This window comes from Kiritimatiella glycovorans (assembly GCF_001017655.1).
GTDB lineage: Bacteria > Verrucomicrobiota > Kiritimatiellia > Kiritimatiellales > Kiritimatiellaceae > Kiritimatiella > Kiritimatiella glycovorans.
The window spans coordinates 2,537,881-2,560,973 of sequence record NZ_CP010904.1 but is presented as its reverse complement, the minus strand read 5'-3'; the positions used below and the strand labels follow the sequence as shown (position 1 = coordinate 2,560,973).

The window sequence follows — 23,093 nt, the reverse complement described above, 5'->3', positions numbered from 1 at the left end:
GGTCTAATGGCGGGTCCGCCGATACCGCCGGGGAACCGGCGCGGATTTAAACGCCCGGAGTGAGTCTATGACCGCTAAAAAGAAGACCTCATCGAAAAAGAAGAAAGACGCGGAAGAGGCCGTGCAGGAAGAGGCGCGCGCGGATGCCGGGCAGGCATCCGCTGCCGGGGAACCCGCCGCGGACGCCGCGGAACAGGGGGATGCGGCCGGGGCGCAGCAGAAGGAAGCCGAAGAGATGCGCGACCGCTATCTGCGGCTGCAGGCCGACTTCGAGAATTTCCGCAAACGCACCAACCGCGAGCGGGGCGAGATGGTTCGCCGGGCGAACGAGGACCTGCTCGGGGAGCTGCTCCCCGTGCTCGATCATTTTGAGATCGGGCTCAAGACCGCACGCGATCACCAGTCCGACGAAGCGGTCGTCGAAGGGTTCCAGCTCGTCTACGATCAGTTTCAGCAGACGCTCCGCAAGTTCGGCGTGGAGCCGGTCGACGCCGAAGGAGAAAAGTTCGACCCCGGCGTGCACGAGGCCATGAGCCACCTGCCCTCGCCGGATCACGAAGAGGGTCAGGTCACGCACCAGGTGCGGCGCGGCTACCGGCTCGCCGACCGCGTCATCCGGCCGGCCCAGGTGGTCGTCTCCAGCGGCCCCCCTGAAGAGAAGCCCGAAGAGGAACCGTAAAAGAACGATCGCGATACGACATGGCTGAGACCAAAAGAGATTATTACGAGATCCTCGGCATCGACCGCAACGCCTCCGCCGACGACATCAAGAAGGCGTACCGCAAGCTCGCGGTAAAGTATCACCCGGACAAGAACCCGGGCGACCATGAGGCGGAAGAGAAATTCAAAGAGGTCTCCGAGGCCTACGAGGTGTTGAGCGATCCGGAGAAGAAACGCCGCTACGATCAGTTCGGTCACCGCGCCTTCCAGCAGGGCGGCGGTCCCGGCGGCGCCGGCGGCTTCGGAGGATTCGACTTCGGGGGGATCGATCTCGAAGAGGCCCTGCGCACCTTCATGGGCGCGACCGGCGGCGGGGGAGGCGGCGGCATCTTCGAGGAGTTCTTCGGCGGCGGAGGCCGACGGCGGCGTCGACAGGAGGCCGCGCGGGGCGCCGACCTCCGGTACGACCTGGAAATCGATTTTGAGGAAGCCGTGCTGGGTTCGCGGCGCGATCTGAACCTGAGCCTCATGGATACCTGCGAGCACTGCCGGGGCGGGGGCGCCGAGCCGGGCAGCTCGCGCAAGCCGTGTCCCTCCTGCGGCGGCAGCGGTTTCGTGACCTCGGGCGGCGGACTGATCCAGTTCCGCCAGACCTGCCCTTCCTGCGGAGGAACGGGACAGGTGATCTCGAATCCCTGCCGCGAGTGCGGCGGGGCCGGGCGCGTGAAGACGAATAAGCAGGTCGACCTCCATATTCCGGCCGGCGTGGAGACCGGGTCGCGGCTGCGGCTGACCGGAAGGGGCGAGGGCGGGACCCACGGCGGCGGGTCGGGCGACCTGTACATCATTCTCCATGTGCGCGAGCACGAATTCTTCCGCCGGCACGGACAGGATATCTATTGCGACGTGCCGGTACCGTTCCATGTGGCGGCCCTCGGAGGGCAGATCGACGTCCCCACGATTCACGGCATGGGCAAGCTCAAGATCCCGGCCGGTACGCAGAGCGGCAAGGTCTTCCGGCTCAAAAACCGCGGGATCCAGGACCTGCGCGGGCACACCTACGGCGATCAGCACGTCCGCGTCTACATCGAGATCCCGGAAAAGACCGGGAAGGACCAGGAACGGCTTCTGCGTGAACTCGGCGATTCGATCAAACCCCAGCAGTTCACCGAAACCCGGCGCGTGCAGAAGATCGCCCGGCGCTTCTTCGAGCGTAAAGACAAACTCGAAAAGGGGTAACCGTGCCCATGCGTATTCACTGCTTCGCCGAACCCGCGGAGTGGGAAAAGGAGCGCTGCACCCTGCCGGACCGCGCCGCGCATCATCTGTCGACCGTGCTTCGCGTTCGACCGGGCACACGGGTGACGGTGTTCGACGGCGGGGGCCGCGCCGCGAAGGCGGAAGTGATCGAGAGTTCCGGATCTTCGGTGGTCCTCCGGGTGGGCGAACGCTGGACCGTGCCGCCGCCCGCCACGCGCATCACGCTCTACCTGGCCCTGCCGAAAGGCGCCGCCCTGGAACTCGTCCTGCAGAAAGCGGTCGAACTCGGAACGGCGCGGGTCGTGCCCTTCGAGGCGCGCCGCTCCGTGGCGCGCCTCAAACCGGAACAGCGCCGGCGGAAGACCGGCCGCTGGCGCACCATCGTGCGCAACGCGGCGGAACAGTGCGGGGCGTGCAGGCTGACGGACGTCGCCGAGCCGGCGGGATTCGAGTCGGCGCTCGAATCCGCGCGCGGCGAGGACCGGCTGCTGATCGGGGCGCTGGAGGAGGAGCGCCGCCCCCTCAGGGAAGTCCTGCGCGAGAGTCCGGCGCCGGAGTCCGTCGGACTGATGATCGGCCCGGAGGGTGATTTCACCGGCGAGGAAGTCCGCGCCGCGATCGAAGCAGGGGCGGTCCCGGTCTGTTTCGGCGATCGCATCCTGCGCACGGAGACCGCCGCGCTTTTCGGTCTCAGCGTCCTCGCCTATGAATTCCTTCACGGTTAGCAGTTCAAATAACACCCGCGGGTGTGGCATGGTTCGGCCATGAGCGCTGAGGGGCATCCCGAGGAATCTCCGCTGGCCGTGATCGCGGGCAGGGGCGCCTATCCGTTGCTGCTGGCGGAGTCGGCACGCAGACAGGGCGTGCCGCGCATCGTCGTCATGGCCTTCCGGGGAGAGACGCCGCGTCGCATCGAACGCTCAGCCGACGAGACCGTCTGGCTGCGCGTGGGCGAACTGGAAGCCCTGCTGGAAGCCCTCCGGTCCAGCGGGGTGAAACGCGCCGTGATGGCCGGACAGATCGCGCCCCGCAACCTCTTCCGCGTGCGCATGGACCGCCGGGCCCGCGAGCTGCTTCAAAGGCTCCCGGCCTGGAACGCCCATACGATCTTCGGTGCGGTCGTCGAAGAGCTGCGCGCCGCGGGCATCGAGGTCGAACCGGCCGCCCGCTACATGGAAGCGCACCTCGCCGGGCGGGGTACGCTGACCCGCCGCGCGCCCGGGGAACGGGAAGCCCGCGATATCGAGCTGGGATGGGAGGCGGCCGGCCGGATCGGCGAGCTGGACATCGGGCAGACCGTGGTCGTAAAGGACGGGACAATCCTCGCCGTCGAGGCGTTCGAGGGCACGAACCGTACGCTCCGGCGCGCGGGCAGACTGGGCGGGCGGGGCGCGGTCATGATCAAACGCGCCAAGCCGGGCCACGATATGCGGTTCGATATCCCGGTGCTCGGCGTGCGGACCATTCGCGTGCTCCGCAGGATACGGGCCGGGGCGGTGGCCCTCGAGGCCGGCCGCGCGATTATGCTGGAGAAGGAAAAAGTGTGCGCCGAAGCCGACAGGGCCGGTCTGGCGATCGTGGTTCGCTGAGGTTCCGGCGCGGGAGTCTGAAACGGGGATGCGGATTGAATCGCGGATGCGGGAGGGACCATGGATAAGGTGCGGGTGGGTGTGATCGGTGTGGGGAGCCTGGGACGCCATCACGCCCGGATCTATTCCGAAATGGACGAGGCCGAGCTGGTCGGAATCTGCGACGCCGACCGCGAAAGGGCCGCGGCCATGGCGGAGAAACTGGGCACTCAGGTTCTGGACGGAGTGGACGGGCTGGCGGAGGCCTGCGATGCCGTCAGCGTGGCCGTGCCCACGGACCTTCACCGGCAGGTGGCCGGACGCCTGATCGAACAGGGGTGCCATGTGCTGGTGGAGAAGCCGATCGCGGCCTCCACCTCGGAGGCCCGGGAACTCGTGCGCCTCTCCCAGCAGCACGGCGTCATGCTGCAGGTCGGCCACATCGAACGCTTCAACCCGGTGCTCGGATATCTCGAACAGCAGCTCGCCGAGACCCCGCCGCGGTTCATCGAAGCCCATCGACTCGCGCCGTATCCCCCCGCGCGCGAGGGCGCCGTGCCGCGCGGGACGGAGGTGAGCGTGGTGCTCGACCTGATGATCCACGACCTGGAGGTCATCCTGCACCTCGTCCGCTCTCCGCTCTCCGATCTGCGCGCCGTGGGGGTTCCGGTGCTGAGTCCCACCGAGGACATCTCCAACGCCCGGCTGGAATTTGAAAACGGTTGCGTTGCCAATGTCACCTCGAGCCGCATCAGTCCGGAGCAGATGCGTAAAATCCGTGTCTTTACGTCCGACAGTTATATTTCGCTCGATTATAAGAAGCAGGCAGGCGAGATCTACCGCCGCGGGGAAGGTCGGATCGAGCGCGAGTCCGTTCCCGTCGAAAAGGGCGACCAGCTGACGCGGGAACTGCGCGCCTTCACCGCATGCGTCGCCGCGCGCGGCCGCCCGCAGGTGAGCGGGGAGGAGGCCTACGAGGCGTTGAAGCTGGCGGTGCGGGTGATCGAAAGCGGACAGCGGACGGAGATGTCACGCGCCCAAACGGAGAGCCCTGATCGTGGCCGAGGATAACCTGCTGGTAGTGACCGGCGAAGAGTCGGGCGATATGCACGTCGGACGGGTGCTCAAGGCCCTCCGGCGGCGCGGTGCGGACTGGACGCTCTGGGGGGTCGGCGGTGAATCGTGCCGCGCCGAAGGGATGGAGTGTCTCTACGACGTCTCCGACATGGCGGTGCTGGGGATCTCGGAGGTGCTGGAACGACTCTCCTTCTTTCGCCGGGTCTTCCGGCACGTACTCGACGAGGTCGAGGCCCGCCGGCCGGAGGCCGCCCTGCTGGTCGACTACCCCGGCTTCAACCTGCGCCTCGCGCGGCAGCTCAAACGCCGCGGCGTGAAGGTCTTTTACTACATCTCCCCCCAGGTCTGGGCCTGGAATCGCGGACGTATCGGCCGGATGGCTGAAGCGATCGACCGGCTGATGGTCATCTTCCCTTTCGAACCCGACGTGTTTCGCGGAACGAGCCTGAATGTGGATTTCGTCGGGCACCCGTTCGTCGAGGAGATCTGCGAACACCGGCAGAGCCGTCCGGTTCCGATGCCGTGGCCCGGCGAGCGAAGAATCGCGCTCCTGCCGGGAAGCCGCCGGCAGGAGCTGCGCTACCTGCTGCCGGTGTTTCGTCAGACCGTGCTGCAGCTCCGCCGTCGCCGCCCCGAAACGGGATTCCTGATCTCCGTGCCCCGGTGGCAGCAGGAGACCGCGCAGCAGATCTGGGACGCGCTGGGAGGGGCGGTGCGCGGCGCCGAACTCGTGGCCGGCTCGACCCGCGAGGTGCTGCGCCAGGCCGACGCGGCCCTCGTGGCGTCCGGTACGGCGACGCTCGAGAGCGCCCTGTTCGAGTGCCCGACCGCCGTCGTCTACAAGACCCACTGGCTCAATTACCTGCTCGGCCGGATGCTCATCCGCGTGCCCTATCTCGGTATCGTCAACCTGGTCGCAGGCCGCGAGGTGTGTCCCGAATTCATCCAGAAAAAGGCCACCCCCGGCCGACTGTCCGAGGCGGTCGAACGACTGCTCGACGATGACGACCTGCGCGGCACCATGCGCGCGATCTTCAGGGAGATCTGGACGGTGCTCGACACCGCCTCGCTGCCCGAAGAAAACGTCGCACGGCTGATCATCCGGGACGTGGGCAGATGAAGAGGGGATTGGATATTGAGTGGGAGGGCTGAAACCTGAGACCTGAGTAAGAGGGGATCAGGGGTTGAGTGGGAGGGCTGAAACCTGAAACCTGAGTAAGAGGGGATCAGGGGTTGAGTGGGAGGGCTGAAACCTGAAACCTGAGTAAGAGGGGATCAGGGGTTGAGTGGGAGGGCTGAAACCTGAAACCTGAGTAAGAGGGGATCAGGGGTTGAGTGGGAGGGCTGAAACCTGAAACCTGAGTAAGAGGGGATCAGGGGTTGAGTGGGAGGGCTGAAACCTGAAACCTGAGTAAGAGGGGATTGGATATTGAGTGGGAGGGCTGAAACCTGAAACCTGAGTAAGAGGGGATCAGGGGTTGAGTGGGAGGGCTGAGACCTGAGACCCGAACGCTAGACGTTCCGCTTCAGCATTTCTTCCGCGAAGGAGTGCAGGACGGCGGTGTCGCGGTGACGGATCCGGCCCAGGGCGGCGAGCGCCGCGGCGGTGCGGGCCTCGGCGGCCTCGCGCGCCTCCGCCTTTCCGTGCACCTTGACGTAATCCGCCTGTTCGCCGTCGCGCTTCGTGTCGAGCAGGTCGTCTATGATCTGGAATGCAAGTCCGAGTTCGCATCCGTATTCGGAGAGCGCCTCGAGATCGTCGGCACGGGCCCCTCCGCACATGGCTCCGATGCGGACCGCCGCGCGGATCAGGGCCGCGGTCTTGTGCAGGTGGATGTAGTCGAGCTGCTCCGCGTCCGGCGGGGTCTCCGCGGCGGCCAGATCCCCGGCCTGTCCCCCGGCCACGCCGCGGCTCCCGCCCGCGGAGGCGAGTTCAGCGACGAGCCGGCCCGGTCCGCAGGGGTCCTGCGGCGCGCAGCCGGCGAGGACTTCGAAGGACAGGGTCTGCAGCGCGTCTCCCGCGAGCACCGCCAGCGCGGGGTCAAAGGCGCGATGGACCGTCGGCCGCCCCCGGCGCGTATCGTCGTCGTCCATGCAGGGAAGATCGTCGTGCACCAGCGTGTAGGTGTGAAAGAATTCAAGCGCGCAGGCGGCGTGGAGCGCGGTCCCGCCGACTTCGCCGTAGAGCTCCGCGGCCGCGAGGCAGAGCATCGGACGGAGGCGCTTTCCGCCGGGAAAAAGGGCGTGGCGCATCGCCCGGTGCAGGCGTCCGGGGCGGACGTCCTCCGCGGGAGCGAGGTGTTCGAGGGAACGCTCCAGTTCTTCGCGCCAACGCGCCATAAAGCGGTCGTGCGGAGCAGCCGCCGGATTCGGTGTGGTTTCTGCGTTCATGTCCCGGTCAGAATGTGCAAAAGTCAGGCCATGGTGTCCATTTCATTCGGGCGATACGGGAGATATAACACAACCATCGAAAGGAGCACGAGATGCAGCGCAATGCTTTCAAAATGAAACTGAAGCCGGGATGCGAGGCAGAGTACAAGAAGCGCCATGACGAGATCTGGCCGGAACTGGAAGCCGAGATCCGGCGGGCCGGGATCTCCGATTACAGTATTTTTCTGGACGAGGAGACGCTGACGCTCTTCGCCTTTCAGAAACTCTCCGACGATCATACGGCCGATGATCTCCCGCAGAAGGAGGTCGTGCGCAAGTGGTGGGACATGATGGCCGACCTGATGGAAACCGAGCCGGACAACGCGCCGGTCGTGACCCCGCTGCGCGAAATGTTTCATATGGACTGAAGACGGACGGAATTCATACTCGAGGGGGATGGGATGACATCGAGAGAGAGGGTGCTCACGGCGCTGAATCACGAGGAACCGGACCGCGTGCCGATCGATCTGGGCGGCAACCAGACCGGGATTCACAAGGACGCGTACCGCGATCTGATCGAGCACCTCGGGATCGACGACGAGGTTACGATCATGGATCCGGTGCAGCAGCTTGCGCGGCCCTGCGAGGAACTGTTGCAGGAGTTTCAGGTCGACACCCGCTACATCGCCGCCGGCGCGGCCTCCGACTTCGACGGAACCATCGAACGCAATGAGCGCGACGGCAAGGTGTGGCACGATCTCGTGGACGAGTTCGGGGTGCGCTGGTCCATGCCCGACGACGCGCCGCGTTACATGGACATCACGCATCATCCTCTCGCGGAGGCCACCCTCGACGACGTCCGCGATTATCCTTTCCCGAAAGGCGACGACCCGGGCCGGTTCGAGGGACTTCGCGAGCGCGCACTGACGCTGCGCAACGAGACCCCGTATGCCGTGGTGAGCGGCATCTCCGGCGTGGTGTACGAGACGTGCTGGTATCTGCGCGGGCTCGAGCAGTGGTTCTGCGACCTGATGACCGAGCCGGAGTTCTGCGAGGCGGTGATCGACCGGGTCTGTGACTTCTGGATGGATTTCTTCCGCGTGTTCTGCGACGAGGTCGGCGACGTGGTGGACGTGATCATGATCGGCGACGACCTGGCCGGCCAGTCGGGTCCGCTCTTCGACCCGAAGATCTATCGCAGCATCGTGAAGCCGCGTCAGCAGAAGGTGGCGCGGTACATCCGGGAACACGCTTCGGCGAAGCTGTGGTATCACACCTGCGGCGACTGCCGGGAGTACATTCCCGACCTGATCGAAAACGGCGTCCAGGCGCTCAACCCGGTCCAGATCAGCGCGCGCGGCATGGACCCCGAAAAGCTCAAGAGAGAGTGGGGCGACCGCATCACGTTCTGGGGAGGAGCCTGTGATTCGCAGCACGTGCTGCCCGTCGCCTCTTCCGAAGACGTCTACGAACACGTCCGCCATAACGTGGACATCTTCAAGCCCGGCGGCGGCTTCGTCTTCAACAACGTGCATAATATACAGGGCGGCGTCCCGCCGGAGAATATCGTGGCCCTCTACCGGGCTGCGCGGGACGGAGGGGCGTATTAGATCCCGCCGCGCGGCTTTGACTTGAACACCCCCTCCCGCAACGGGTCTAATGCGTCGGACCAAAGGGAGGGTGCACGATGTTTTTCTTCGATCCGCTGTACATGCTGTTTCTGCTGCCGGCCCTGGCCCTGGCCGGATTCGCGCAGTTCAAGACGCAGCACACGTTCAAGAAATACAGCCGGGTTCGGTCTTCGAGCGGCATGACCGGCGCCGAGGCCGCGAGGCGGATGCTGGACGCGCGGGGGCTGAACCAGGTGGAGATACGCCGCACGCGCGGTTTTCTCAGCGATCACTACAACCCCGCCAACCGCACGCTCAACCTCTCGCCGGACGTCGCCGATTCCGACTCGCTCTCCGCCGTCGGCGTGGCCTGTCATGAAGCCGGACACGCCCTGCAGCACGCCGCCCACTACGCGCCGCTGCAGTTCCGCACGGCCATGGTGCCGATGACCCAGCTCAGCAGTAACGCCGCCTATATCTTCATCCTGATCGGCATCTTCTTCGGAGCGATGTCGATGGCCAAAATCGGCATCGTCCTGTTCGCGGTGACGGTGCTGTTCTCGCTGATCACCCTGCCCGTCGAATGGGACGCCACCGCGCGCGCGAAACAGCAGATGGTGGCCGCCGGTGTCGTCTCGCCCTCCGAACGCGATCAGTCGGGGCGGGTGCTCAACGCCGCGTTCCTCACCTACCTCGCCGCCGCGGTCTCGGCGATCATGACACTGCTCTACTTCCTCGTGCGCACCGGCCTGCTGGGCGGCGACGAATAGCTCCGGCTAAAGCAGCACCCCGTCGGGCGAATCCTCGTCCGTCTTCCACCAGCGGCCCGGTTCGGTGGCGATGCGGTCGACGGGTTTGGTCGTCATCCGCTTGCCGCGTGCCCGGGCGCCCTTGCGGTCGAGCCCGGTCAGATCGAAGGCCTGCTGGTTGATCCGCTGTTTCTTCCGTTTGCGGTACTTTACGTAGATCCTGTCCGGCTCGCCCGGCTCGAACAGGATGACCTTCGCGCCTTCCGGGGCAAACCGGTAGTCGCGGTTCATGATCGCGCCTCCGACGGCAAAGCGCTTCACGTACGTGTTGTCCTCCTCGGTATACACCGCAGTGAAGACGGCCTCGCGATCGTACTTGCCGCAGTAGGAGAGCTGGTCGTCGACGAACAGCGTGTCCGGAGGCGGCATCACCCGGTAGCGGCCGTCGCCGAAGAAAATCATCAGTTTGTCGAGCGACGAACATTCCAGCACGGGGTCCCCCTTGACCTGGCTGCCGAGATACCCCTTTTCCGTGTCGAGATGGATCTTCAGTTCGCGCGAGGTAAGTTTGCGCACCTCGATCTCCTGGAACGTCGTCTCCTCCGCACGGCGGGGGAAGCGGGTCCGGTACTTCTTGATCAGGGCCTTGATATAGCGGACGGCGTAGGCCTTGAGGTTGCGGAGGTTCTTTTCGACCTCCGCCAGCTCCTTCGCCAGCTTCTCGATGTCCTGCTGGTTCTTTTCAATATCGAACCGCGAGATGCGCCGGATGCGGATCGCCAGCAGCATGTCGACGTCCTCGTCCGTCACGTCGCGCGTGAGCCGGTCGCGGAACGGCGTGAGCCCCTTGAACACCGCCTTGCGTACCGCGTCCCAGGTTGTGCACTCCTCGATCTTCTTGTAGAGGCGGTTTTCGATGAAGATCTGGGCGAGGGTTTTGGCGTGGATCTCCTCGGTCAGTTTATGCCGCCGCAGCTCGAGTTCCTGTTTGAGCAGGTCAAGCGTGCGGGACGTGTTCTCCCGGAGAATCTCCTCCGTATCCATTTCGCGCGGTCGCCGGTGATGGATCACCACCGGGCGGCACGAGAGCGAGACCTCCGCGTGAGTGAACGCGTACAGCGCCTTGATCGCGCGGTCCTGGTCCGCGCCCTGGTTCAGCACCAGCTCTACCTCGATCTTCTCCGAGGTGTAGTCGCTGATGCTGCGGACGGGGACCTTTTTCTTTTTCACGCCGTCTTCGATGGAGGAGATCAGCGATTCGGTGGTCTGGCCCGCCGGCAGTTCCGTGACCGCCAGACGTCCCTTGCCGCGTTTTTCGATGCGTGCCCGCAGCTTGAGTTTGCCGCGCCCCTTTTCGTATTCCGAGGCGTCCATCAGGCCGCCCGACTGAAAATCGGGCAGGAGGCGAATTGCGGCGGGGGACGATTTCTTCTCGTTGAGGATTTCGATCTGGGCCTCGAGCAGCTCGATGAAATTGTGCGACGGAATGCGGGTGGAGAGGCCCACCGCGATGCCCTCCGCGCCGAGCATCAGCAGCAGCGGGACTTTGGCCGGCAGCGTGACCGGTTCCTGTTTGCGTCCGTCGTAACTCGGCACAAATTCGGTCAGGTCCGGGTTGAAGACCTCCGCGCGCGCCAGCTCGGTCAGCCGGCACTCGATATAGCGGGGCGCCGCGGCGGGATCGCCGGTGAACGGATTCCCGAAGTTGCCCTGGCCCTCGATCAGGTATTCCTTGTTGACCAGCCCGACCAGCGCGTCGCCGATCGACATGTCGCCGTGCGGGTGGAACTGCATGGTGTGCCCCACGACGTTGGCGACCTTGATAAAGCGCCCGTCGTCCATCTGGTGCAGGGCGTGCATGATGCGCCGCTGGACCGGCTTGAGCCCGTCCATGAGATTCGGGATCGCGCGTTCGCAGATGACGTAGGAGGCGTACTGGAGAAAATTGAAATCGATCAGGTCCGTCAGGGGACCGTGGGGATGGTCCACGGGGATGTGATCGCGCGGCGGAGGTTTGCCGTTGCCGCCTGCGGAGCCGCCGGAGGATGCTACGGTTTCCGGCTTGGGCTTTGCCGCGGCGTGAGCGGAGGTTTTATTCCGCGCCGGCTTCCGCTTGGCCGTGCGTCCGGCGCTCTTTTTTTTCGACGCCTTCCGGGTCTTCTTTTTCTCGTCGCTGCTCATCGTGTCCGTTCGGCTTGGCTCTTCGGGGGTGTCTTCCGGCTGCACCGTCTTTCGCTCCGATTCCGTTTCGGAGGTCGGTCTGGCTTCCGGTTCCGGCTTTTCGGGTTCAGTCTCCGGTTCCGGGTCCGGTTCCGGCTCGGGTTCCGGGTCGGGCCGCCGCGGCGGTTTTTCCGGCCTGTTCTCCTCCGGTTTTCCGCTGAAGAACATTTCCTGCTGACCGCCGGGACTCATCGCAGCACCTCTTCGTCGATCACGAGGTGATTCATGATGTACTCGCGCCGGTCCGGCGTGTTGCGTCCCATGTAGAAACTCAGGGTCTCCGCGATCGAGTGCTCGCCCTTCATCCGAACCGGCGTCAGGCGCATGTCCTCGTTGATAAACCCCTTGAACTCGTCCGGCGAGATCTCGCCCAGACCCTTGAACCGGGTCACTTCGCACTGCCTGCCCAGTTCCTCCACCGCGCGGTCGCGCTCCTCCTCCGAGTAGCAGTAGAGGGTCTTCTTCTTCGTCCGCGCGCGGAAGAGCGGTGTCTCGAGAATCTCCAGATGCCCGTCCTGCACCAGTTCGGGGAAGAATCGGAGAAAGAAGGTGAGCATCAGGTTGCGGATGTGCAGGCCGTCGACATCCGCGTCCGTGGCGAGGATCACGTGCTGGTAGCGCAGGCGGTCGATCGATTCCTCGATGTCGAGGCTCTTCATCAGGTTGAAGATCTCCTCGTTTTTGTACAGGGCGTCTTTTTTCAGGTCGCAGACGTTGAGCGGCTTGCCCTTCAGCGTGTAGATCGCCTGGGTATGCACGTCGCGGCAGCTCACCAGCGAGCCGGCGGCGGACTGCCCCTCGGTGATGAAGATCATCGTGTCCGTGTGCTTTCCGGCGGTCTTGTCCAGGTGTTTCTTGCAGTCCTTGAGCTGCGGAACGCGAATCGAGATCGCCTTCGAACGCTCCCGGGCGAGTTTCTTAACGGCGTTGAGTTCCTTGCGGAATTTCTGCGTCTCGACGATCTTGTTGATCATCTTCTCCGCTTCGGGTTTGTTGCGGTGCAGGAGTTCCACCGCGCGCTGCTGGATCTCGTTGACCAGGTCGGAGCGGATTTCGGTGTTGCCGAGGCGGTTCTTGGTCTGCGACTCGAAGACGGGGTCCTGCAGGCGTACGGAGATCGCGCCCAGCATCCCCTCGCGTACGTCGTCGCCGGAATACCGGCCCTTCGAGTATTCGTTGACGGCGCGCAGGATCCCCTCGCGGAAGGCGCTCAGGTGTGTCCCGCCGCCCGTCGTGTACTGTCCGTTGACGAACGAGAAGTAGTCCTCGCTGAACCGGTTGGTGTGAGTGAAGGCGAACTCGAGTTTCTTGTCGCGGTAGTGCAGGGGGCCGTAGAGCTTCTCATACGAGGTTTCGTCCTCGATCAGATCGAGGATGCCGCCCTCCGATTCGATCCGCGCGCCGTTGTAGATGAGCTTGAGGCCCGCGTTGAGATACGCATAGAAGCGCAGGCGGCGTTCGAGGTGTTCTTCGCGGAAGGCGTAGGTTCCGAAGATCTCGGGGTCGGGGGTGAAGCGGATAAACGTGCCGTCCGGTTCATCCGTTTTACCCTTCTTTTCGTTGACCGGTTCACCGCGCTCGAAGTCGGCCTGGAAGAAGCGTCCCTCGCGGTGGCTGCGCACCGTGAATTCGGTGGAGAGGGCGTTGACCGCCTTGGTGCCCACGCCGTTCAGCCCCACGCTGAACTGGAATACGTCGTTGTTGTACTTCGCGCCGGTATTGATCCGCGAGACGCATTCGACGACCTTACCCAGCGGGATGCCGCGGCCGTAATCGCGGACCGATACCGTGGACTCCTCGATCGTCAAGTCGACCTTGCGGCCGTACCCCATGATGAACTCGTCGACCGCGTTGTCGAGGACCTCCTTGAGCAGGATGTAGATGCCGTCCTCGTAGTTCGAGCCGTCGCCGAGCCGCCCGATGTACATACCGGTGCGGGTACGGATATGCTCGAGCGAGGAGAGGGTCTTGACCTTGTCTTCGGTGTACTGGTGCGCCTGTTTCTTCGCCATCGTCGTTCCGGGTTCGCGCCCCGCGGACCGGGGCCGCAGGGCCGTTGAAAATGATCGGGGCAGGATATCAGGCGCTTCGCCTCCGCGCAAAGGAGAAAGGGAGGAAGACTGCCATCTTTGACAAGAGATGAGGACAAGAGAAGTTCTTCGTAAATTTACGAAGAACTGAAATTGTAGGATTGAGTGGGAGGCCTGAGACATTCTTGAGTGTGAGACCTGAGACCTGAAACCTGAGTAAGAGTGAGTGAGAAACCTGAGACCTGAAGCCTGAGTAAGAGTGAGTGAGAAGCCTGAGACCTGAAACTTGAGTAAGAGATCATCACTCAGATTTCTTACTCAGGTCTCAGGTCTCAGCCCTCCCACTCAGCTCTTCACTCCCACTCAGCTCTTCACTCAGGTCTCAAACTCTGACTCTCATGCTCCCTCCCCGATCCCCGCGAGATCGGGTACGGCGGAGAGAAGCTTTTTCGTATAGGCGTGGCGGGGGCGGTCGCAGACCTGGTCGGCGGTTCCGGTTTCCACGATTTCCCCGTCTTTCATGACGGCGATCCGCTCGCAGACGGCGCGCACCACGGCGAGGTCGTGGCTGATGAAGAGCATGGCGATGTCGCGTTCGGCGCGGATGCGGCGCAGGAGGTCCAGGATATTGGCCTGGACGGAGACGTCGAGGGCGGAGACGGGTTCGTCGGCGACGAGGAATACGGGGTCGAGTGCGAGGGCGCGGGCGATGCAGATGCGCTGTCGCTGCCCGCCGCTGAATTCATGCGGATAGCGGTCGGCGAACGCGGGTTCGAGGCCGACGTCGTCGAGCAGCTCGCGCACCCTGCGCCGGCGCGCCGGGTTGTCCGCGCCGAGTCCGTGAATATGGAGCACTTCCTCGATCGCGCGCCCCACCTTGAGCCTGGGATTCAGCGATCCGAAGGGGTCCTGGAAGATGATCTGGGCGCGACGGCGGAACGCTTTGAGGGCCGCCCCCCTCAGCCCGGTCACGGGGGAACCCTCGAAGAGCACTTCGCCGGAAGACGGATCTTCCAGTCTGAGCAGCGCACGTCCCAGTGAACTCTTACCGCATCCGCTCTCGCCGACCAGCCCCAGCGCCTCGCCGGGGGCGATCGCCAGATCGACGCCGCGAACGGCGCGGACCTTTTCCCGGCCCGTGCCGTAGGTGACCTCAAGCCCCCCGGTCTCCACCAGCGGGATCCTTCGGTCCTTACGCCCTGATGTATCCTCCATTGCGTTCATTCTCATTCTCCCGCCGGATGAAGACGGGGTATGGCGTCGATGAGCCGCCGGGTATACGCATCCCGGGGGTGCCGGAGCACTTCCCCCGTGGGCCCGTGCTCGACGATCCGGCCCGCGTTCATGACGTAGAGGCGTTCCGCGATGCCGGAGACCAGGCCGAAGTTATGGGTGATCAGCAGGATCGACATGCCCGTCTCCCCGCGCAGCCGGACGAGGAGTTTGAGGATCTCCTCCTGCACCGTGACGTCCAGCGCGGTGGTGGGTTCGTCGGCCACCAGCAGTTCGGGATCGCAGGCCAGCGCCATCGCGAGCATCGCGCGCTGCTGCATGCCGCCGCTCAGTTCGTGGGGGTAGGCGCGCCGCACACGGGACGGCAGCCGCACGCGTTCGAGCAGGCGTTCGATCTCGGGACGGACGGCCACGTCGCGCCGGTGAAGTTTTATCGCTTCGGCGATCTGCCATCCGATGCGGAAGACGGGATTGAGCGCCATGGCGGGTTCCTGGAAGATATAGGCGAGGCGGTTCCCCCGCATCCGGCTCAGTTCCCGTTCGTTGGTGTGTTCGAGCCGCTGATCGCCCAGGCGGATGCGCCCGGCCTCGACCCGTCCGGGCGGCGGAACGAGTCCGCCCAGGGCGAGGGCGGTGACGCTCTTCCCGCTCCCGCTTTCTCCGACGAGCGCGACGGTTTCGCCCCGTCCGACGGAGAAGGAAATCCCGTCCACCGCCCGGGTCGCTGCGCCAGCCTGCGAAAACGTCACGCGCAGGTCTTCGACCTCGAGCAGGGGGGTGCCGGCGGCCATCCGTTACATCTCCTCCGAGAGGAGCCCGGTCCAGGCCTCCCGCGCCTTGTGCAGGGCGCGGGCGCGGTGGGACACCCGGTTCTTTTCCGCGGCGTCGAGTTCCGCGAACGTGCGCGTGTCGCCCCGGAGTACGAACAGCGGGTCGTAACCGAATCCGCGCATCCCGCGCGGTTCCTCCGTGATGGCGCCTTCGCATGAACCCTCCACCGTGCGGACCGTGCCGTCGGGGTCCGCCAGCGCCATCACGGTGCGGAAACGGGCGGTGCGGTCCCCGGCGCCGGCGAGGGCGGCAAGCAGCTTGCGATTGTTGGCCTCGTAGTCCGCCTCCGGCCCGGCGTAGCGCGCCGACCATACGCCCGGCGCGCCGCCGAGGGCGTCGACCTCGAGTCCCGAGTCGTCGGCCAGAGCCCGCAGCCCCGTCCACCGCGCGATTTCGACGGCCTTCTTGATCGCGTTGCCCTCGAACGTATCGCGGTCCTCCTCCACCTCCGGGGCGTCGGGAAAGGCATCCAGGGCGACGATATCGAGACCGGGGCCATCGAAGATCGCCTCGATTTCTTCCCGCTTATGGGGATTGCGTGTCGCCAGTACGAGTTTCATCGGTAGAAGTGGCGGAGGGTGAGGGATTCGAACCCCCGAGGCGGGATCAACCGCCTACACGATTTCGAGTCGTGCGCAATCAACCGGACTCTGCCAACCCTCCTTTAAGTATGCAGCGCGGCGCAGTGTAGCGGAGCGCGGTCGGGGCGTCAATCGCCCGCCCCCCCCGTTCACGGTCATCTCCGTAAGGAAAAGAAGGCATCCCGATTTCCACGACTGCCACGATTTCCACGATCTCCGTAAGTAAAAGGAACCATCCCGATTTCCACGACTGCCACGATTTTCACGATCTCCGTAAGGAAAAGAAGGCATCCCGATTTCCACGACTGCCACGTTTTCCACGATCTCCGTAAGCAAAGAGACCATCCCGATTTCCATTGCCTCGGGGGGTGTCCGGCGCGATACTGCCGACCATGAAAATCGGAAGTCGCAAACTCGCGGTAATCACGGCGCTCCTCCTGGCGGGCGCCTTCGTCTCCACCGTTCCCGCGGAATGGTACGAAGTGGTCGATGTGAAGGCCTGGAATCGTGTAGTGCTGAAGCGGCAGGACGCGGATGCCTCGCCCGTCACGGTCCGCATCGGCAACCTGCGCTCGGATCGCTTCGATTCCGACGGCGAGAAGGTCTTTCTCACCGGGAAGGATCCGAACCGATTCACCGCGGCCGCCTTGAAGGGCGAGCTGGTGTGGGCGGAGCATTTCCGGGTGGACGACGGCGAAAAGGTCGCCGATCTCTATTTTTCCTACGAACAGGCGATGGAGACGTTCACGCAGTTCCACGTCACCGCCACCAACGCGGTGTCCCCCTCCGTGCGCAACACGGCGCGTGACGTCATGATGCGCATGCTCCAGCAGATCGTCGTACGCCGAGTCGACGAAGACGAGTTTCAGAAGACCTTTTTCACGTACGAGGCGCTGAACTGGTTCAAGAATACCGGCCAGTACCAGCCACCGAAGGTGCAGGAGGTCTTCGTCGACCTCATCAAAAGCTATCAGAACGCCGCCCCGCAGGATCAGAAGGAGCTCAAGGCCAAGATTCAGCACCTGATGGATAACTACGAGCTGTACCGCGACTTCCTGATGCCGGACGGCTAGCCGGCGCCGGCCGTGAACCACCGGCGTCAGATGATCTGCCGGTGGACCAGTTCGTAAAGCAGCCGGTCCGCCTCCGTGCGGGCCCGGTCGACGAATCCCTGGAAGTCCTCCGCTTCGCGCCCCGTCGGATCGGGCATGTCCAGGTCCCCGCCGTCCTCCTCCCCCCAGCCGTAATCGGCCAGCCGATACACTTTGCCGCCGTCCGTCTCCGGCCAGTTCGCCAGGATTTCGTCCCGCTGCCCGGCGCTCATCGTGAGCACGAGATCCGCCCACTTCAGGAGCCGGTCGGAGAGGGGGGTGGAGCGGTGACCGGTGAGCCGGAATCCTTCGCGGCGCGCGATGAACTGCACCACGGCGTGCGCGGAATTGCCCTCGGAGGCCTGGACGCCCGCCGAACGGAGTGCGATCTTTCGAAGGGCGCGGGGACGGTACCGGCGCAGGTAATGGATAAGATAGCCCTCGAAGAAGGCGCTGCGCGTCACGTTGTTCCGGCAGACGATCAGGATGTGAAAGCGGCGCTTAAAAGGAAACATGCTTTACTCTTCAACCTTTCTCATGGACATAATCTAGCCGCAGCGGCGGTTCGACGCAACCGCAACCCCGGCCCGCCAACACGAACCGGAAGGAGTGTCATGGAAACGTCCAAGGTGTTGAACCCCGTGCTGCCGGCCCCGGTGCTGAGGTGCGTGTGCGTGCCGTGAGTGAAAGCGGAGCCGGGATCGCTGAGCCGTGGGCCCGTATGCTGGTCCGCCGCCTGGTCCCGGAGGGCTCCGACCCCGCCGACTCGGAATATCGCACCCGCATCGGGTGGTGGGAAGGGGTGGTCAGCACCGTCTTCAGCGCGCTGTTGTGCCTGGTCAAGCTGATCTTCGGGTTCGCGGCCAACAGCGTGGCCCTGATCGCCGACGGGTTGAACAACCTTACCGACGTGGGAAGCAGTGTGGCCGTCGCCGCGGGGTTCCGCATGGCGCGTCGCCCCCGGGATCGCCGCCACCCTTTCGGCTACGGCCGCGCGGAGTACATCAGCGCCCTCGTCCTGGCGATCGCCTTTATCATCGTCGCCATTGAACTGGCCCGCGGCGGAATCCTGCGCCTGCTGCAGCCCGAGCCGATCCGCGTGACCCCGCAGGTGCTGGCGGTGGTGGTCGCGACCCTGGCCGTGAAGGCCTGGCTGGCGTGTTTTGCCCGGGCGCTCGCGCGCGTCACCCGGTCACGGGTCCTTGAAGCCGACGCCTGGAACCACGGATTCGATATCGCCAGCACCGCCCTTGCGCTGGTGGCGCTCGGCGGGGCGGTGGTCGGCTGGCCGGCTGTGGACGGCTGGGCGGCCATCGGCGTCTCGTTGTTCATCGCCGCCATCGGCGTACGCTACGCACGCGACGCCTTACGCGCACTGCTCGGCACGGCGCCCTCGGGGGAAGAACTGCTGGACCTGGAACACAAAATAAAGTCCGTGCAGGGTGTGCGCGATGCGCACGATATCGTGGTGCACAGCTACGGCGATATCGCCCTGGTCTCCTTCCATGTCGAGGTCTCCGGGGCGCTCACCGTCTACGAGGCCCACGAAATTGCGGAGCGGGCGGAGGAGGCGGTCGAAAGGACCGGTCGCCGCGCCGTGGCGCACGTCGATCCGGTCGACTTCCGCCATCCCGCCTACGAACCGGTGCGTGCGGCGCTGCAGGAGATCGTGGACGCCGACGACCGGCTGCGCGAGGTGCACGACATCCGGGTCAGCGGCGGGGAGGGCGATATGCGGCTCGCGTTTGATGTCGTCGTGCGCATCGAGATTCCGCCCGATCAATACGGCGCGGTGTTCGGCGAAGTCCGTGAGCGGGTGCGGGAAAAGCTCCCCGCCGTGAAAAAGGTCGAAATCGGCGTCGAACGGGAAATGGCCAGCGAACCGATGCGGAGGAAGAGTTATGATGTGTCGGGAGACGGGCCACAAAGAGATGCGGGGGATTCGCGGAAGAGCGGAAGGGAATAAAGGGGCCACAAAAAGGCACAGGGAAACACAGAAGAGAAACTCAGATCTCAGGTCTCTCACTCCCTCTTACTCAGGTTTCAGGTTTCAGGTCTCTCACTCCCTCAGGTCTCTCCCTCTTACTCAGGTCTCAGGTCTCAGGTTTCTCACTCCCTCTGACTCTGACTCTGATTCTGACTCTGACTTCTAATTCCCCCGCCCAACCCCTCACTTCCTTCTTCCGGCATCCCGTCTGCTTCCCACTTCCCGCGCCTGGCTCCGGTCGCCACGCGAAAACGCTTGATTTTCGGCAAGATTGTTGTATAACGCGCGGATTGATCGCGTGTCTGCAGGGCCGTTGACGGTCGGTGCATGTGCTCGAAGCCGCTTCCGGCGTCCCGTGTTGCGGGGCCGGAGGGGGCTGACTGTTTCCACGCTCAGTTTTTTGATGGGGTGAAACGCGGGTGCAGAGCGGGCCGGAGGCGGCGGGGAAGAACGAGGAACAGGGAAAGGAGAATAAACTATGCCTATGAGGCAGTGTTTAATTGCATTGATGACGATGATGGTCGCGGGTTCCGCACTCGCGGCGGATGCGCTCTACGCGGGCCCGGTGCGGGTTGGCGGAGCGGCGCGGGTGAACTACCAGTGGCGTGATTGGGACGACACCTACGAGGGCGGCGAGCTGACCATGGATACCGTCCGGCTGAATCTCGATCTCGACACGAACAACGTGATCGGATCGCTGGAATACCGCTACTACAACGGCGGCGTCGTGTTCACCGAAGGGCTTCAGGATTTCGACTGGAGCGACGGCTACAGCATGCTGCACCACGGCTGGCTGGGGTACCGCTTCAGCGACCAGTACCAGGTCCAGCTCGGCGTGCACCAGGTTCCCTTCGGGATCCAGCCGTACGCCTCGCACAACTGGTTCTTCCAGATGCCTTACTACGTGGGGCTGGAAGACGACTATGACACGGGGATCAAGAGCATCTACCAGAACGGTCCCTGGAACTTCAAGCTCGCATACTACATCGCCGATGAAGGGCACTGGACCGGCAATTCCGAAGATTCGGCCCGCTACTCCTACGACCTCGTCAACGAGGACTTCAACGGCAACCAGGAGAAGCACCAGGGTAATGCGCGTCTGACGTACACCATGGAGCACGGCTCCAATGCGACGACCGAGATCGGAGCCTCTCTGCAGGCCGGCAAGATTGAAGTCGACGTGGACGATGACGACGGTGACCGTTATGCGGGGTGCCTGCACCTCAACGGCGACTACGGCCGCTGGAACCTCCAGCTCGAGGCGATCCGTTACGAGTACAGCCTCGAAAACGCCAATGGCTACACGATGGGTCCGAGCACCTACGACAGCGGCAGCTACGTGATGATGGGCGCGTACGACGCCCCGTACCTGATCGCCTCGAAGGGGCAGATCTACTGCGCGGGTCTCGCCTACACGCTTCCGATCGCCTGGGACATGATCGATTCGCTGACCTTCTACGATGATTACAGTATTCTCGTGAAGGACGACGGGGCGTTTGAGGATTCCGAGCAGAACGTGCTCGGCTGCATGATCGCTTCCGGGCGCTGGTTCACCTACGTGGATGTGGCTTCGGGCCGTAATCAGCCGTGGCTTGGCGGCAACTGGGACAACGGACTGGCCTCCGGTGCGGGGACCACGGAAAACGAGTGGCAGACTCGTTTTAACGTTAACGTCGGATTCTACTTCTGAGTCCGGCCGCTTGAACGCGTCCCGCGCCGCCTCAGGGCGGGGCGGGACGTTATTCCCCCCAACAGGGAGGCGTGTATGGCGGGCGAAGCCTGCATTGAATGCAAAGGACTTTACAAGATCTTCGGTCACCGGGTCCCCGCGGCCAGAAAGCTCGTGGACAAAGGGGTCGCCAAGGAGGAAATCCTCAAGCGGACCGGATGCACCGTAGGCGTGAACAACGCCGAATTCACCATCAACAACGGCGAAGTTTTCGTCGTGATGGGTCTCTCCGGGAGCGGCAAATCCACGCTCCTGCGTTGTCTCAACCGGCTCATCGAGCCCAGCATGGGCTCCGTCATTCTCGACGGCGAGGATGTCCGCCAGGTTTCGAAAGAACGCCTGCGCGAGATCCGGCGCGTCAAGTACTCGATGGTCTTCCAGCACTTCGGGCTCCTGCCCCACCGCAACGTGACCGACAATGTCGGCTACGGCCTCGAAATCCGCGGTGTGCCGGAGGCGGACCGCAAGGACAAGGTGATGGACGCCATCCGCCAGGTCGGCCTCGAAGGCTACGAATCAAGCCCGGTGCAGTCGCTCAGCGGCGGTATGCAGCAGCGGGTCGGTCTGGCCCGGGCACTGGCCACCAATCCCGAAATCCTGCTCATGGATGAGGCGTTCAGCGCACTCGACCCGCTCATCCGCACGCAGATGCAGGACGAGCTGCTCGATATGCAGGCGGAGATGCACAAGACGGTGGTCTTCATTACCCACGATCTCGACGAGGCACTCAAGATCGGCGACCGGATTGCGATCATGAAGGACGGCGTGATCGTCCAGATCGGGACGCCGGAACAGATCATCACCCTGCCGGCGGACGAATACGTGCGGGCCTTTGTGGAAAACGTGGACCGCTCCAAGGTGATCACCGCGCGCACCATCATGCGCCGGCCCGATACGCTGGCACTGCATAAGGACGGTCCGCATCAGGCGATGCGCCATATGCGCCAGTCGGGTTTGTCGACGGTGTTCGTCACCGATCAGGACCGGAAACTGCAGGGGTATGTCAGGATCGACGAGGCCGTGGGCGCGTCGAAGGAAGGCAAGACGGACCTCAAGGAGATCCTCGTCAAGGACGTGAATACCGTCAAGCCGGACACCTCGATCGCCGACATGGTCGCGGACGCGTCCGGAAGCAGCATTCCCTTCGCCGTGGTCGGCGATGAGGGCCGCTTCCTGGGCATCGTCACCCGCGCCGATCTGCTGTCCGGCATCGCCGGAGAAGGAGGAGCGGAATGATCCCGTTTACGTTTCATCTGGGACCGTATTTTGAGAAAGGGGTCGACTGGCTGCTCGATAATTTCGAGGGTCTGTTCAACGGCCTCCGCGCGCTCATCGACGCCACGATCGGCTTCATGGAGATGCTGCTGAACCTGCCGCCGGCGCTCATCATGATCATCATTATCAGCGCCATCGCCTGGAAGGTGGGGAGCCGCAAAATGGCCATCTTCACGTTCCTCGGCCTGTTCCTGATCGCCCTCATGGAATTGTGGGCGGCGACGATGCAGTCACTGGCGCTGGTGCTGGCGGCGACGTTCTTCGCGCTGCTCATCGGTATCCCGCTGGGGATCGTCTGCGCCTGGAAGGACGGCGTGGAGCGCGTGGTGCGCCCGATTCTCGACTTCATGCAGACCATGCCGGCCTACGTGTATCTGATCCCGGCCATCCTGTTCTTCCAGCTCGGGAACGTCCCCGGCGCCGTGGCGACGGTGATCTTCGCGATGCCGCCGGCCGTGCGTCTGACCAACCTCGGTATTCGCCAGCTACCGTCCGACGTGATGGAGGCGGCGGAGTCGTTCGGGTCGACCCCGATGCAGCAGCTGGTCAAGGTTCAGCTCCCGATGGCGATGCCCAGCATCCTCGCGGGCGTGAACCAGACCATCATGCTGTCCCTGTCCATGGTGGTGATTGCCGCGATGATCGGGGCCGAAGGCCTCGGTAAAGAGGTATACAACGGCATCACCCGAATGGAAATCGGTCAGGGGTTCGAAGCGGGAATCGCGATTGTGATCCTCGCCATGATCCTCGACCGGATCACCTATTCCCTCGGCAGCGGCAGCACGTCCTGACCGTTCCCGTGGGAGCGCCTTCCCCGGAGGA

The 23,093-nt window shown here is 64.1% G+C and carries 21 protein-coding genes and 1 tRNA gene; 14 read left to right on the top strand and 8 right to left on the bottom strand.

Going from position 1 to position 23,093, the window contains the following annotated elements; translation table 11 throughout:
• Nucleotides 1-67: 67 nt before the first annotated feature.
• Genes grpE through lpxB form a run of 6 tightly spaced genes read left to right on the top strand, consistent with a single transcriptional unit; the run spans nt 68 to nt 5,685 of the window.
• Complete coding sequence (gene grpE / locus L21SP4_RS10670) at nt 68-679, top strand: nucleotide exchange factor GrpE (RefSeq protein WP_052882640.1); 612 nt, start codon at nt 68-70, stop codon at nt 677-679.
• Nucleotides 680-699: 20 nt separating this feature from the next.
• Nucleotides 700-1,899 (top strand): molecular chaperone DnaJ, encoded by a 1,200-nt coding sequence (dnaJ, locus tag L21SP4_RS10665; RefSeq protein WP_052882639.1) that lies wholly within the window; start codon nt 700-702, stop codon nt 1,897-1,899.
• Nucleotides 1,900-1,907: 8 nt separating this feature from the next.
• A complete protein-coding gene (locus tag L21SP4_RS10660) occupies nt 1,908-2,645 on the top strand; it encodes an RsmE family RNA methyltransferase (RefSeq protein WP_052882638.1) in 738 nt (245 codons plus the stop codon).
• A 39-nt stretch (nt 2,646-2,684) separates the two neighbouring features.
• Entirely contained in the window at nt 2,685-3,509 is an 825-nt protein-coding gene (locus L21SP4_RS10655; RefSeq protein WP_052882637.1) for an LpxI family protein, read from the top strand.
• A 60-nt stretch (nt 3,510-3,569) separates the two neighbouring features.
• Nucleotides 3,570-4,559 carry a Gfo/Idh/MocA family protein gene (locus tag L21SP4_RS10650; protein ID WP_052882636.1) on the top strand — a complete coding sequence of 330 codons (990 nt, stop codon included), beginning with the start codon at nt 3,570-3,572 and terminating at the stop codon, nt 4,557-4,559.
• On the top strand, nt 4,546-5,685 hold the full coding sequence (lpxB, locus tag L21SP4_RS10645) for a lipid-A-disaccharide synthase (protein ID WP_052882635.1): 1,140 nt from the start codon (nt 4,546-4,548) through the stop codon (nt 5,683-5,685). Before L21SP4_RS10650 ends, lpxB begins: the two co-directional genes overlap by 14 nt.
• A 392-nt stretch (nt 5,686-6,077) precedes the next feature.
• Here lpxB and L21SP4_RS10640 read toward each other — a convergent pair whose 3' ends face one another.
• Nucleotides 6,078-6,956, bottom strand: a complete 879-nt coding sequence (locus L21SP4_RS10640; protein ID WP_052882634.1) for a polyprenyl synthetase family protein — start codon at nt 6,954-6,956, stop codon at nt 6,078-6,080.
• Nucleotides 6,957-7,048: 92 nt separating this feature from the next.
• Here L21SP4_RS10640 and rhaM point away from each other — a divergent pair, with 92 nt between their 5' ends.
• The 3 genes from rhaM to L21SP4_RS10625 all read left to right on the top strand — a co-directional run bounded on the left by rhaM (nt 7,049) and on the right by L21SP4_RS10625 (nt 9,315).
• The gene (gene rhaM, locus L21SP4_RS10635; protein WP_052882633.1) at nt 7,049-7,363 is read left to right on the top strand and encodes an L-rhamnose mutarotase; all 315 of its coding nucleotides are present in this window, start codon (nt 7,049-7,051) and stop codon (nt 7,361-7,363) included.
• Nucleotides 7,364-7,396: 33 nt separating this feature from the next.
• Nucleotides 7,397-8,545 carry a uroporphyrinogen decarboxylase family protein gene (locus tag L21SP4_RS10630; protein ID WP_052882632.1) on the top strand — a complete coding sequence of 383 codons (1,149 nt, stop codon included), beginning with the start codon at nt 7,397-7,399 and terminating at the stop codon, nt 8,543-8,545.
• Nucleotides 8,546-8,622: 77 nt separating this feature from the next.
• Entirely contained in the window at nt 8,623-9,315 is a 693-nt protein-coding gene (locus L21SP4_RS10625) for a zinc metallopeptidase (RefSeq protein ID WP_052882631.1), read from the top strand.
• Nucleotides 9,316-9,321: 6 nt separating this feature from the next.
• On the opposite strand, the gene L21SP4_RS10620 is transcribed toward L21SP4_RS10625, so the two are convergent.
• The 6 genes from L21SP4_RS10620 to L21SP4_RS10595 form a co-directional block, all read right to left on the bottom strand.
• Entirely contained in the window at nt 9,322-11,706 is a 2,385-nt protein-coding gene (locus tag L21SP4_RS10620; RefSeq protein ID WP_052882630.1) for a DNA topoisomerase IV subunit A, read from the bottom strand.
• The gene (locus L21SP4_RS10615) at nt 11,703-13,526 is read right to left on the bottom strand and encodes a toprim domain-containing protein (RefSeq protein ID WP_052882629.1); all 1,824 of its coding nucleotides are present in this window, start codon (nt 13,524-13,526) and stop codon (nt 11,703-11,705) included. Before L21SP4_RS10615 ends, L21SP4_RS10620 begins: the two co-directional genes overlap by 4 nt.
• A gap of 414 nt (nt 13,527-13,940) precedes the next feature.
• Nucleotides 13,941-14,768, bottom strand: coding sequence for an ATP-binding cassette domain-containing protein (locus L21SP4_RS10610; RefSeq protein ID WP_052882628.1), 828 nt, complete (start codon nt 14,766-14,768; stop codon nt 13,941-13,943).
• 2 nt (nt 14,769-14,770) lie between these two features.
• Nucleotides 14,771-15,568, bottom strand: a complete 798-nt coding sequence (locus tag L21SP4_RS10605) for an ATP-binding cassette domain-containing protein (RefSeq protein ID WP_052882627.1) — start codon at nt 15,566-15,568, stop codon at nt 14,771-14,773.
• Nucleotides 15,569-15,571: 3 nt separating this feature from the next.
• Nucleotides 15,572-16,168 carry an XTP/dITP diphosphatase gene (locus tag L21SP4_RS10600; RefSeq protein WP_052882626.1) on the bottom strand — a complete coding sequence of 199 codons (597 nt, stop codon included), beginning with the start codon at nt 16,166-16,168 and terminating at the stop codon, nt 15,572-15,574.
• A 9-nt stretch (nt 16,169-16,177) separates the two neighbouring features.
• Nucleotides 16,178-16,271, bottom strand: a tRNA-Ser gene (locus tag L21SP4_RS10595).
• A 310-nt stretch (nt 16,272-16,581) separates the two neighbouring features.
• On the opposite strand from L21SP4_RS10595, the gene L21SP4_RS10590 reads away from it, so the two are divergent.
• On the top strand, nt 16,582-17,262 hold the full coding sequence (locus tag L21SP4_RS10590; protein ID WP_052882625.1) for a hypothetical protein: 681 nt from the start codon (nt 16,582-16,584) through the stop codon (nt 17,260-17,262).
• A 26-nt stretch (nt 17,263-17,288) separates the two neighbouring features.
• Here L21SP4_RS10590 and L21SP4_RS10585 read toward each other — a convergent pair whose 3' ends face one another.
• A complete protein-coding gene (locus L21SP4_RS10585; protein WP_052882624.1) occupies nt 17,289-17,795 on the bottom strand; it encodes an arsenate reductase/protein-tyrosine-phosphatase family protein in 507 nt (168 codons plus the stop codon).
• Between the two features lie 164 nt (nt 17,796-17,959).
• Here L21SP4_RS10585 and L21SP4_RS10580 point away from each other — a divergent pair, with 164 nt between their 5' ends.
• The 4 genes from L21SP4_RS10580 to L21SP4_RS10565 all read left to right on the top strand — a co-directional run bounded on the left by L21SP4_RS10580 (nt 17,960) and on the right by L21SP4_RS10565 (nt 23,062).
• Nucleotides 17,960-19,246 carry a cation diffusion facilitator family transporter gene (locus L21SP4_RS10580; RefSeq protein ID WP_144413836.1) on the top strand — a complete coding sequence of 429 codons (1,287 nt, stop codon included), beginning with the start codon at nt 17,960-17,962 and terminating at the stop codon, nt 19,244-19,246.
• Nucleotides 19,247-19,745: 499 nt separating this feature from the next.
• Nucleotides 19,746-20,957 carry a hypothetical protein gene (locus L21SP4_RS10575; RefSeq protein ID WP_201774629.1) on the top strand — a complete coding sequence of 404 codons (1,212 nt, stop codon included), beginning with the start codon at nt 19,746-19,748 and terminating at the stop codon, nt 20,955-20,957.
• Between the two features lie 75 nt (nt 20,958-21,032).
• Nucleotides 21,033-22,232, top strand: a complete 1,200-nt coding sequence (locus tag L21SP4_RS10570; protein ID WP_052882621.1) for a quaternary amine ABC transporter ATP-binding protein — start codon at nt 21,033-21,035, stop codon at nt 22,230-22,232.
• The gene (locus L21SP4_RS10565) at nt 22,229-23,062 is read left to right on the top strand and encodes an ABC transporter permease (RefSeq protein WP_052882620.1); all 834 of its coding nucleotides are present in this window, start codon (nt 22,229-22,231) and stop codon (nt 23,060-23,062) included. The genes L21SP4_RS10570 and L21SP4_RS10565 overlap by 4 nt, the downstream gene beginning before the upstream one ends.
• Nucleotides 23,063-23,093: the final 31 nt, after the last annotated feature.